We start from the raw sequence: 10,827 nt of genomic DNA, 5'->3' as shown, positions 1-10,827 counted from the left end.
CCCCCCCCCCCCCCTTTCCCAAACAGAACACGGCACCCCAGATGCAGCGTAGTCTCGTGGGCTCGGAGATCCCCCCCCCCCACAGGGTTCGGCGCATCTTCCTGCTTCACCATGCGTTTCCATGCTGGAGGACGCCCGATGAGCCAGACCCGAATTCTTCTGCGATCTGAGCCGCGGGTCTTCGCGGCATGAAGATCGCCACTTATAACGTCAACGGCATCAATGGCCGCCTTTCCGTGCTGCTCCGTTGGCTGAAGATCGCAAAGCCTGACATCGTCTGCCTGCAGGAACTCAAGGCGCCGGACGACAGGTTCCCGCGTAAGGAGCTGCAAGCCGCTGGCTATGGCGCGGTCTGGCATGGCCAGAAGAGCTGGAACGGCGTGGCGATATTGGCGCGCGGCGCGACACCGGTGCTGACGAGGCGGGGATTGCCCTATGACCCTGACGACAGCCACAGCCGCTATATCGAGGCTGCGGTAAACGGCATCCTGATCGGTTGCCTGTATCTGCCGAACGGCAACCCCGCGCCGGGGCCGAAATGGGATTACAAGCTTCGCTGGTTCGCGCGCTTGCATGAATATGCAGCCGAATTGCTCGCGCTCGATGTGCCCGTGGCGCTTATCGGCGATTACAACGTCATGCCTACCGAGCTCGACGTCTACAAACCGGAGCGCTGGCTGGACGACGCGCTTTTCCGTCCCGAGGTGCGCGAGGCCTTTCACGCGCTCGTACAGCAAGGCTGGACGGATGCGATCCGCAAGCTGCATCCGGACGAGCAGATATTCACATTCTGGGATTGCTTCAGGAATGCCTGGGGCAGGAATGCCGGGCTTCGGCTTGATCATTTTCTCCTCGGCCCAGCTCTTGCGGAACGATTGCAAAGCGGCGAGGTCGACAAGCAGGTCCGCGGCTGGGAGCATGCAAGCGATCATGCGCCGGTCTCGATCGAGCTCACGGACTAGCACGAGCACGGAGGAAAAGATTCCTTCAACGGTCGAAACCGGCTATGGTGTGGGCATGGCACAACGAGCAGGCAGCGCTGACCTTCCTTTGCATGGCGGGAGAGTTCCGAGATGGCTCGGCGCGCGGATGACGAAGCTCGGCGCAGTGATCACCGAAGCGGTCGTCCATCATTACGGCCGCGACGAACTGCTGCGGCGTCTCGCCCACCCCTTCTGGTTCCAGTCCTTCGGCGCTGTCATGGGGATGGATTGGCATTCGTCGGGCATAACCACCAGTGTACTCGGCGCTCTCAAACGCGGGCTGACGCCGCTTTCCGGCGAGCTTGGCCTGCATGTCTGCGGCGGCCGTGGTTCGCATTCCCGCAAGACCCCGGACGAGCTCGTCGCCATCGGCAATCGCGTCGGTTTCGACGGTGGTTCGCTTGCGACGGCGAGCAGGCTTGTCGCCAAAGTCGACAGCGCCGCCGTTCAGGATGGCTTCGATCTCTATCTCCATGGCTTCATTGTCACCGACGACGGCAAATGGGTTGTCGTCCAGCAGGGCATGAACGGCGACAAGCGCCAGGCGCGGCGCTATCACTGGCTGTCGGAAGGTCTCGAAAGTTTCGTCGATTCACCGCATGCCGCAATCGAAGGCCGCAGCCGGGGCAATATCATCAATCTCGCCGACAGGCGTGCCGAGCGCTCGCGCAGCGGACAGCTCGAGCTCCTCGCAACGCTCGGCCCGGATCGCATCGTGCGGGAGGCAGCGGCTCTGGCGCTCGACAGCTCCAAGCCTTCGCCGCAGCCGGACCAGCCGCTTCTGCCGCATCTCGTCATGCCGGCCCATCACGACGTTCGCGAAAAGGACGTCAACATGAGACGCCTTCACGGCAATCTCGCCGCCGCTGCCGATCGCGGACCGGAAGATTTCGAAGAGCTTCTGCTCGTGCCCGGCGTCGGAGCCCGAACGGTGCAGGCGCTGGCAATGGTTGCCGAGGTGGTTCACGGCGCGCCCTGCCGCTTCTCCGATCCCGCGCGCTTCTCGCTCGCCCATGGCGGCAAGGATCGGCATCCTTTTCCTGTTCCGCTGAAGGTCTATGACGAGACGATCAAGGTGATGAAATCGGCGGTTCAAAAAGGCCGGCTCGGCCGCGAGGAGGAATTGCAGGCGTTGAAGCGCCTCGACGATCAGTCCCGCGAGCTGGAGCGATATGTCACCGGTCCCGATCTCAAGGAAATCGTCGCCGGCGAGTTCCGCAATTCACCCGACTGGGGCGGCAGAAGCGTCTTCGGCTGGGAAGGCAAGGATCGCTAGCCCTGCGAAAGCGCGTGGATAGGAGTACCGCAGGTCCGAATTTGGAATGTCCAAAATCCGGAAACGATCATCTGTTAGCATGACTAAGACGCGTAAGACGCGCATAGAGGCTGTCCTTTTCGGAAAGGCCGTCATGATTGCCTTCCTCCACAACCCGGCCATCCTGCATGACAACGATCTTGTCGGCGCCAACAACAGTCGACAGCCGATGGGCAATGACGACGACTGTACGGCCCACCATCGCCTCATCGAGCGCCTTCTGAACAGCGGCTTCCGATTCCGTATCGAGTGCTGACGTCGCTTCATCGAGAAGGAGGATGGGCGCGTTGCGGACCAGGGCGCGCGCGATCGAAAGGCGCTGGCGCTGACCGCCCGAAAGCGTAACGCCATTTTCGCCGACAGGCGTATCGTAGCCCTGGGGTTGGGCGAGAATGAAGTCGTGGGCGTAGGCAAGTCTCGCGGCGCGCTCCACCTCCTCATCGCTCGCCTCGGGACGGCCGTAGCGGATGTTGTCGCGGATCGTGCCCTCGAAGAGATATGGCTGCTGGGAGACATAGGCCAGCTGCTCGCGCAGCGACTGCTTCGTCACGTGGGCGATATCCTGGCCATCGATCAAAATCTCTCCCGCCCTCGGGTCGTAGAACCGCGGAATGAGGGTGATGATCGTCGACTTTCCGGCTCCGGAAGGGCCAACAAGCGCGGTCGTCTTGCCGCCTTCGGCAACGAAGCTGACCTCTTTGAGGACCTCATCGTGACCATAGCCGAAGGATACATTGCGGAACTCGATCCGGGTGTCGGTGACGACCAGCGGCTTCGCATCGGGCAGATCGCGCTGGTGCAGCTCCGTATCGAGGAGTTCATAGATCATTTCAGCGTTGGTAACAGCGGTGGCTAGCTGAACCGGCACCCTCGCCAGCCGTCGAGCCGGGTCATAGGCGAGCAGAAGCGCTGTGAGGAACGACAGGAAGCCGCCTGGCGGAACATTGTAGTAGACCGACCGATAGGCGGCGTAGGCGATAACACCCGAGACAGCAAAGCCTGCGACGGTCTCGATCAGCGGTCCGGATCGTTCAGAAACGCGAGTGATCTTGTTCGCGCGCCGCTCCGACACGCTAAGCAACCCGTCGAACTTTTGTTGAAGCGGCTTCTCGAGGGTGAACGCCTTGACGACGGCAATGCCCTGCACCGTTTCCTGCATGGCGCTGAATACATAGCTGCCGGCATGAATGTTTTCGCTTGTCACGGCGCGAAGGCGTTTGGACAGTTTGCGCAGTCCATAGCTGAGCGGAGGCGCCGCAAGAAAGACAAAAAAGCTGAGCCAGGGTTCCTGCATGAACATGACGCTCACGAGCGACACGAATGTGAGCAAGTCCCTCACTGTCGATGTGATCGTGAGGTTCATAACATCCCGTACGCCGCTTATATTCTGGTTCAATCGAGCAACAATCCGCGCAGATCGCGTCTGATTGAAGAATCCAAGCGATAGCTTGAGAAGATGGGAGTAGGCTCGAACCTGATATCGTGCTGCTATGTTGTTTCCAATTTTTGAGAGAATTACGGCTTGGCCATAGCTGGCAAATCCCCGCAGTACGAAGGCGATGAAGATTGCCAGACAAACGCCCCAAACGAGATCCGCGCGACGCTCGACAAATGCCGCGTTGATGACAGACTTCATGATCCAAGCGATAAACGCCGTCGAAAGCGAGATGATGACAAGGCATGCGATCGCAAGCGCATATTGAAATGCATACTCGCGGGCGTTTTCCGACAAAACGCGCTTGATGATGTTACGTGCCTTACTGCTGCTTGCCATACTCTGTCCACCGTTGAAAGGTTCGCTTAACCGCGGTAGCCGTCCCTTGCAAGTCAAACTCGCTTCCAACTCGCGGGTATAAGGTCGCTGTCGTCATGCGGCGATGACCTGAACCAAGTGCAATGCTGCGATTATGTGTCCCGTTGGGCTGGCATTGAGCCAAGCGCCCCGCCAGATGAATGTACCGTTGCGATGATATTCAGGTCGCGCAGGCAGTCGGGCAAGTTGCGAAAGGGCAGGCGTATCGAGACGACGCTGAATACGCGACACTCGATCGGCAACCGCGATGTTAAGTTCCCTGTAAAAGGCATAAATCCAAAAAATGGCGGACAGAGAGGGATTCGAACCCTCGGTACGCTTTCACGTACACACGCGTTCCAGGCGTGCGCCTTCAACCACTCGGCCACCTGTCCATTTGCGTTTCGCACCCGGAGAGGAGCAAATCGTCGGAACGGCGCGATATATACCGATGAATTCTCGGGGATCAACCTAAATCTAACAGTTTTTTGACCTCTTCCGACAAAACTCCGGCAAAGCTGTCCATTGCGCTTATGCATCGCGATAATTATCTATTGGCTCGGTTAGGGAATGGCGCGGCTGACCGGAAAATCCGGCGGTGGGGCGTCGGAGGGATCGATGCGTTTCTTGTTGCGTTTGACCAGCCTTGTTGCGCTCGCTGCGGCCGTCATTGCGGGAACGATCGATTCAATCCAGTCCGTTGCTGCATCCGCCGTTGTCATGACACCCATGGGCGATGCCTGGCAGGATTTGAGCCCTTCGTCGCTGTCTGCCCTGCAGGCGTCGATTTCCTACTATGTGCACCCGCGCTTCTATGCTTTCGTGTTCGGGTGGCTGATGTTGCAGCCGGCCTTTGCCATCTTTCTGGTGATCGCTCTCTTGCTGTGGATGATTGGCTACAAGAAGCCGCCGGTGGCGGGCCGCTTCACCGCCTAACAAGACGGGCGGCTCTGACGTATTCGCTTTGAGGCCGCTTCGGGCCTTCTTCGAAGAGCACGATCCGACACAAGGGATGCGCCAGGGCAACGACATCGGAACGACCTACCGTTCCGCCGTCTACACGACGACAGCTGAACAGCTGGCGACCGCAGAGCCGGTGCGCGATACCTTCCAGTCAGCGCTTAAAGCCGCCGGGCGCAGCTTGAAGATCACCACGGAGATCGCTTCGGCCGGCGAGTTCTACCATGCCGAGGACTACCACCAGCAGTATTTGGCCAAGAATCCGGACGGCTATCGCGGGCTCCGCGGAACCGGCGTCAGTTGCCCGATTGCTCGGTAAAGTCGCACTTTTAGCGGCGGTTTTGCACGAAAATCAGCCCTCTTGGGCTGATTTTCAGCATCGACGGGGAATTTTTACCAGCCGAAAAATTTCTCGTGAATTTTTTCGTAGCACATGCAAGGATGCGCCCAGCCAGGTCTCGGGGGAGGCCGGTAGTTCCGCAGACATGCCTGCAACAGGCTTGCGGGAGGACCCAAACAAATAGCAACAATAGGGCTGCATTATGAAAAAAACCCTTCTTTCGCTCCTGTCTGTGGCTGCGATGTCCACGACGGCGCTTGCCGCCGACATCAAGCCGGCACTCGTTTACGGCACCGGCGGAAAGTTCGATAAGTCCTTCAATGAAGCTGCCTATAACGGTGCCGAGAAGTTCAAGGCGGAAACCGGCATTGCCTATCGCGACTTCGAGCCGACCGGCGACACGCAGGGCGAGCAGGCCATCCGCAACTTCGCAAGCCGCGGCTTCAATCCGGTTGTAGCTGTGTCCTTCGCGTGGACCTCGGCGATCGAAAAGGTCGCCGCCGAATTCCCGGATACCAAGTTCGTCATCGTTGATGCCGTCGTTGACAAGCCGAACGTCCGCTCGGTCGTTTACAAGGAAGAAGAAGGTTCCTTCCTCGTTGGCGTTCTCGCCGGAATGGCCTCGAAGTCCGGCAAGGTCGGCTTCGTCGGCGGCATGGACATTCCGCTCATCCGCAAGTTCGAATGCGGCTACGAGCAGGGCGCGCGTTCCGTCAAGGCTGACGTCGAAGTTTTCCAGAACATGACCGGCACGACCGGTGCAGCCTGGAACGACCCCGTTCGCGGCGGTGAACTGACCAAGAACCAGATCGATCAGGGCGCCGATGTCGTTTACGCGGCGGCAGGTGCAACCGGTCTCGGCGTGCTCCAGACGGCGGCCGACAACAAGAAGCTCTCGATCGGCGTTGATTCCAACCAGAACTATCTGCATCCCGGCTCCGTGTTGACGTCGATGGTCAAGCGTGTCGATCTGGCTGTCTACAATGCTTACAGTGACGCCAAGAACGACAAGTTCGCCGGCGGCATGCAGGCTCTCGGCGTCAAGGAAGATGGCGTCGCTGCTGCGATCGACGAGCACAACAAGCCGCTGATCACGGCGGAAATGCAGGCTGCCGTCGACAAGGCGAAGGCTGATATCATCGCAGGGACCATCAAGGTCCACGATTATACGACGGACAATTCTTGCCCGAAGTGATCCGCCACTGAGATGGGGCGTATGGCGGCCGGTTTTTCCGCCATACGCCCTTTTCGTATTGGAGCCTGCAGTGACAGACACGCCCGCTATCGAACTTGTGGGCATCGACAAGAAGTTCGGTGCCGTTCACGCAAACAAGGACATCAATCTCACCGTCGCCAAGGGCACGATCCACGGCATCATCGGGGAAAACGGCGCCGGTAAATCGACGTTGATGTCGATCATTTATGGTTTTTACCACGCTGACGCTGGCGAAATCCGTGTCAACGGCACGCCGGTGACTATCCGCGATAGCCAGGCCGCGATCGCAGCCGGTATCGGCATGGTTCACCAGCATTTCATGCTGGTCGATAATTTTACAGTGCTAGAAAACATCATGCTCGGCGCCGAAGGCGGCGCGCTGCTGGCAAGGGGCGTTGCCTCGGCGCGGGCTGAGTTGAAGCGGCTGGAGACGGAGTATGGCCTGGAAGTGAACCCTGATGCGCTGATCGAGCAGCTCCCGGTCGGCTTGCAGCAGCGCGTCGAAATCTTGAAAGCCATGTATCGTGGCGCCGAGATCCTGATCCTGGATGAGCCGACCGGCGTCTTGACGCCGGCTGAGGCCGACCATTTGTTTCGTATCCTCAAGGTGCTGCGCGACCAGGGCAAGACGATCATTCTGATCACGCACAAGCTGCGCGAGATCATGGCCATTACCGACACCGTCTCGGTCATGCGCCGGGGCGAAATGGTAGCAACCCGCAAGACCGCGGAAACCACGGTTGAAGAGCTCGCCGAATTGATGGTGGGCCGCCGCGTGCTGCTGCGCGTTCAAAAGGGCCAGGCGACGCCAGGTGGCGTCGTGCTTTCGGTGCGCAACCTTACCGTCAAGGACAATCGCGGCGTCACCATGGTCGACAACGTCTCCTTCGATGTGCGTGGCGGTGAGATCGTCGGTATTGCCGGAGTGGCCGGCAACGGTCAGTCCGAGCTTCTGGAAGCGATCGCCGGCATCCGCAAACCGCATTCCGGCGAGATTTTCGTCGATGGCCAGCCGATCGACAAGGCCGATGCGGCGCGGTTGCGCGAACTCGGCCTTGCCCATATCCCCGAAGACCGCCACCATATGGGTCTCGTGCTCAAGTTCGAGGAATACGAGAATTCCGTCCTCGGCTATCACCGCAAGCCCGCCTACAGCAAAGGTCCGCTGCTCGATCTCGAGGCGATCCGCAAGGACGCGATGGAGAAGATTGAGAAATATGACATCCGCCCGCCGAACCCCCGTCTGAAGACAGCCAATTTCTCCGGCGGTAACCAGCAGAAGATTGTCGTTGCCCGCGAAATCGAGCGCGACCCGACGGCACTCATCATCGGCCAGCCGACGCGTGGCGTCGATATCGGCGCCATCGAATTCATTCACCGCCGTATCATCGAGATGCGCGATGCGGGCAAGGCGATCCTGCTCGTTTCCGTCGAGCTCGATGAAATCCGCGCCCTTTCAGACCGTATCCTTGTCATGTTTGCCGGCCACGTCGTCGGCGAGAAGACGCCCGATGCCGGTGAACAGACCCTCGGCCTGATGATGGCCGGCATTGCCGCGTGAGGCCTTAATGAGCACAGCTTCCGTTCCTCTTCCAAATTGGATCGCCTACGGCCTTATCCCGCTTCTGAACCTGATCGTTGCCTTTTTGATTTCGGGCTTCGTCGTCTGGCTGATCGGCGAAAGTCCGATTGCGGCCTTGTCGCTCTTGATCGAAGGCGCGCTCGGCAGCGGCGAAGGCATTGGTTTTACGCTGTATTATGCCACGAGCTTCATCTTCACCGGCCTGTCGGTAGCGGTCGCCATTCACGCCGGCCTCTTCAACATCGGCTCGGAAGGCCAGGCTTATCTCGGCGGCCTCGGTTGCGCATTGGTGGCGCTCGCGCTCGACCACTATGTCCCATGGTATGTGACAATGCCGGTGGCGGTTGTCGGTGCTGGCCTGTTTGGCGCCGCCTGGGCGTTCATTCCGGCCGTTCTCCAGGCGAAACGCGGCAGCCACATCGTCATTACCACCATCATGTTCAACTACATCGGCGCGGCGCTGATGGTTTACCTGCTGGTGCATGTGCTGATCGTGCCGGGCAAGATGGCGCCGGAAACACGCACCTTCCTCGAAGGCGGCCAACTGCCGAAGCTCGGATGGCTGATGAATCTCTTCGGTGCAAAGCTGGGTGCGGCGCCGTTCAACGTCTCCTTCCTCATTGCCCTTGTCGCGGCCTACTTCGTGTGGCTGCTCATTTGGCGCACCAAGCTGGGGTTCGAGATGCGCACGCTCGGCGTCAGCCCGACCGCGGCCTCCTACGCAGGCATCCCCTATGCCCGCACGGTGATGATCGCCATGCTGCTCTCCGGCGCGCTGGCCGGCATGATGGCGCTTAATCCAGTCATGGGGTCTTCGGCCCGCCTGCAGGTCGAGTTCGTCGGTGGCGCCGGCTTTGTCGGCATTGCCGTCTCGCTCATGGGCCGAAATCATCCGGTCGGCATTATCTTCTCGGCGATCCTGTTCGGCATCCTTTATCAGGGCGGCGACTGGATCTCCTTCGAGATGCCGAACATCACCCGCGAAATGATCCTGGTGATCCAGGGTCTCGTCATTCTCTTCGCAGGCGCCCTCGAATATATGTTCAGACCGGCGATGGTTCGCATCTATCAGCAGTTCAAGACGGTGTGAGGGGACGGCGATGGATTACTACGATATTTTCATTAGCGTTCTCTCCTCGACGATCCGCCTGTCGATTCCGCTGATCTTCACCGCGCTTGCCGGGCTCTTCTCGGAGCGGTCCGGCATTTTCGACATCGGCCTCGAGGGCAAGATGCTGGGCGCCGCCTTCGCCGCTGCCTGCGTCGCATACATCACGGACTCGGCTTGGCTTGGCCTCCTTGCAGGCATCCTCTGCTCGGTTGCACTAAGCTTGGTGCATGGTTTTGCGTCGATCACCAATCGCGGCAACCAGATCATCTCCGGCGTGGCCATCAACTTCTTCGTCGCCGGCATTACGATTGTCCTCGGGCAGGCGTGGTTCGGCCAAGGCGGGCGTACGCCACAGCTTTCTCCGGAGAGCCGCTTCGCGCCGATCACGCTTCCGGGTGCGGAGGCGATGCGGGAGGTTCCGATCATCGGTCCGCTCTATTCGAACGTGATCTCGGGCAACAACATTCTGACCTACCTCGCATTTCTGGCGGTGCCGCTTTCCTGGTGGATCCTCTACCGCACGCGCTTCGGCCTGCGGCTTCGCGCCGTCGGCGAAAATCCAGGCGCCGTCGATACGGCCGGCATCTCGGTCAGTTGGCTGCGCTATCGTTCCGTGATGTGCGCCGGCATCCTCTGCGGCTTCTCGGGCACATATCTTGCGATTGCGCAATCGGCGGCCTTCATCAAGGATATGTCGGCGGGCAAAGGCTATATCGCTCTTGCCGCGCTGGTTTTTGCAAAGTGGAAGCCGGTGCCGGTCATGTTCGCCTGCCTGCTTTTCGGCTTCCTTGATGCATTGGCGAACTTCATGCAGGGCAAGGAGGTGCCGCTGATCGGGGAAGTGCCGGTGCAGATCTTCCAGGCCTTGCCCTATATTCTCACATGCATCCTGCTTGCGGGCTTCATAGGCGTCGCCACGCCGCCGAAGGCCGGCGGAGTCCCCTATACCAAGGAGCGCTGATAGATGTCACACGACCTTTTCGAAGCCGCCCGCGGTGCCATGGCCTTTGCCCATGCGCCTTATTCGAAATTCCCGGTCGGCGCCGCGATCCGCGCTGAAGACGGCAAGGTCTACACCGGTGCCAATATCGAAAACCTCTCTTTCCCCCAGGGTTGGTGCGCCGAGCCGACGGCTATCGGCGCCATGATCATGGGCGGGGCGAAGAAGATTGTCGAAATGGCCGTGATTGCCGAGAAGCTGCCACTTTGCCCGCCCTGCGGCGGCTGCCGGCAGAAGATCTCCGAATTCGCGTCCAAGGACACGAAGATCTATCTCTGCGATGAAGCCGGCGTGAAGAAAACCATGACGATGGAAGAGCTTCTTCCCTTCAGCTTCGAGACGGAACTCGGATGAACGCCGCCATCGATCTGCTCGTAGGTAGGCTCGGCGGGCTCGTTCCGCGTCACGGCATCATTCTCGGCTCGGGTCTCGGCTCCCTCGTGGGCGAGCTGACGAATGCTGTGCGAACGCCCTATGAGGATCTGCCTGGCTTTCCTGTCAGCGCGGTCTCTGGACATGCAGGCGAAG

The 10,827-nt window shown here is 59.8% G+C and carries 9 protein-coding genes, 1 tRNA gene and 2 pseudogenes; 10 read left to right on the top strand and 2 right to left on the bottom strand.

The features are described from left to right. The first annotated feature begins 188 nt into the window (after positions 1–188). Positions 189–962, top strand: coding sequence for an exodeoxyribonuclease III (xth, locus tag ACPYOJ_RS32510; RefSeq protein WP_481419924.1), 774 nt, complete (start codon positions 189–191; stop codon positions 960–962). 55 nt (positions 963–1,017) lie between these two features. After that, positions 1,018–2,259 carry a DUF763 domain-containing protein gene (locus ACPYOJ_RS32505; protein ID WP_481419923.1) on the top strand — a complete coding sequence of 414 codons (1,242 nt, stop codon included), beginning with the start codon at positions 1,018–1,020 and terminating at the stop codon, positions 2,257–2,259. 67 nt (positions 2,260–2,326) lie between these two features. Here ACPYOJ_RS32505 and ACPYOJ_RS32500 read toward each other — a convergent pair whose 3' ends face one another. Together ACPYOJ_RS32500 and ACPYOJ_RS32495 are read right to left on the bottom strand one after the other, a co-directional pair. After that, positions 2,327–4,072 (bottom strand): ABC transporter ATP-binding protein, encoded by a 1,746-nt coding sequence (locus ACPYOJ_RS32500; RefSeq protein WP_481419922.1) that lies wholly within the window; start codon positions 4,070–4,072, stop codon positions 2,327–2,329. Between the two features lie 323 nt (positions 4,073–4,395). Then, positions 4,396–4,485 (bottom strand) — tRNA-Ser (locus ACPYOJ_RS32495). Between the two features lie 223 nt (positions 4,486–4,708). Here ACPYOJ_RS32495 and ACPYOJ_RS32490 point away from each other — a divergent pair. From ACPYOJ_RS32490 to ACPYOJ_RS32455, 8 genes and pseudogenes are all read left to right on the top strand, one after another. Further along, positions 4,709–5,026 (top strand): hypothetical protein, encoded by a 318-nt coding sequence (locus ACPYOJ_RS32490; protein WP_481419921.1) that lies wholly within the window; start codon positions 4,709–4,711, stop codon positions 5,024–5,026. A gap of 37 nt (positions 5,027–5,063) precedes the next feature. After that, positions 5,064–5,369 (top strand): annotated as a pseudogene (locus tag ACPYOJ_RS32485) (peptide-methionine (S)-S-oxide reductase); the annotation flags it as partial. Between the two features lie 223 nt (positions 5,370–5,592). Continuing rightward, positions 5,593–6,585, top strand: a complete 993-nt coding sequence (locus ACPYOJ_RS32480; protein ID WP_481419920.1) for a BMP family lipoprotein — start codon at positions 5,593–5,595, stop codon at positions 6,583–6,585. A 70-nt stretch (positions 6,586–6,655) separates the two neighbouring features. Continuing rightward, entirely contained in the window at positions 6,656–8,167 is a 1,512-nt protein-coding gene (locus ACPYOJ_RS32475; protein WP_481419919.1) for an ABC transporter ATP-binding protein, read from the top strand. A gap of 7 nt (positions 8,168–8,174) precedes the next feature. Further along, positions 8,175–9,278, top strand: coding sequence for an ABC transporter permease (locus ACPYOJ_RS32470; RefSeq protein ID WP_481419918.1), 1,104 nt, complete (start codon positions 8,175–8,177; stop codon positions 9,276–9,278). A 10-nt stretch (positions 9,279–9,288) separates the two neighbouring features. Then, positions 9,289–10,260, top strand: coding sequence for an ABC transporter permease (locus ACPYOJ_RS32465; RefSeq protein WP_481419917.1), 972 nt, complete (start codon positions 9,289–9,291; stop codon positions 10,258–10,260). 3 nt (positions 10,261–10,263) lie between these two features. After that, positions 10,264–10,653, top strand: a complete 390-nt coding sequence (locus ACPYOJ_RS32460) for a cytidine deaminase (RefSeq protein ID WP_007827313.1) — start codon at positions 10,264–10,266, stop codon at positions 10,651–10,653. Next, a pseudogene (locus ACPYOJ_RS32455) lies at positions 10,650–10,827 on the top strand (purine-nucleoside phosphorylase); the annotation flags it as partial. The gene ACPYOJ_RS32460 and the pseudogene ACPYOJ_RS32455, both read left to right, overlap by 4 nt.

The organism is Rhizobium sp. SVR5-9E (assembly GCF_056755095.1).
This window is presented reverse-complemented; position numbering and strand designations above follow the sequence as displayed.

Coding starts and splice junctions, on each gene's coding strand:
- ACPYOJ_RS32460 (WP_007827313.1), top strand. CDS start 10,264: ATGTCACACGACCTTTTCGAAGCCGCCCGCGGTGCCATGGCCTTTGCC.
- ACPYOJ_RS32465 (WP_481419917.1), top strand. CDS start 9,289: ATGGATTACTACGATATTTTCATTAGCGTTCTCTCCTCGACGATCCGC.
- xth (WP_481419924.1), top strand. CDS start 189: ATGAAGATCGCCACTTATAACGTCAACGGCATCAATGGCCGCCTTTCC.
- ACPYOJ_RS32480 (WP_481419920.1), top strand. CDS start 5,593: ATGAAAAAAACCCTTCTTTCGCTCCTGTCTGTGGCTGCGATGTCCACG.
- ACPYOJ_RS32470 (WP_481419918.1), top strand. CDS start 8,175: ATGAGCACAGCTTCCGTTCCTCTTCCAAATTGGATCGCCTACGGCCTT.
- ACPYOJ_RS32490 (WP_481419921.1), top strand. CDS start 4,709: ATGCGTTTCTTGTTGCGTTTGACCAGCCTTGTTGCGCTCGCTGCGGCC.
- ACPYOJ_RS32505 (WP_481419923.1), top strand. CDS start 1,018: ATGGCACAACGAGCAGGCAGCGCTGACCTTCCTTTGCATGGCGGGAGA.
- ACPYOJ_RS32500 (WP_481419922.1), bottom strand. CDS start 4,072: ATGGCAAGCAGCAGTAAGGCACGTAACATCATCAAGCGCGTTTTGTCG.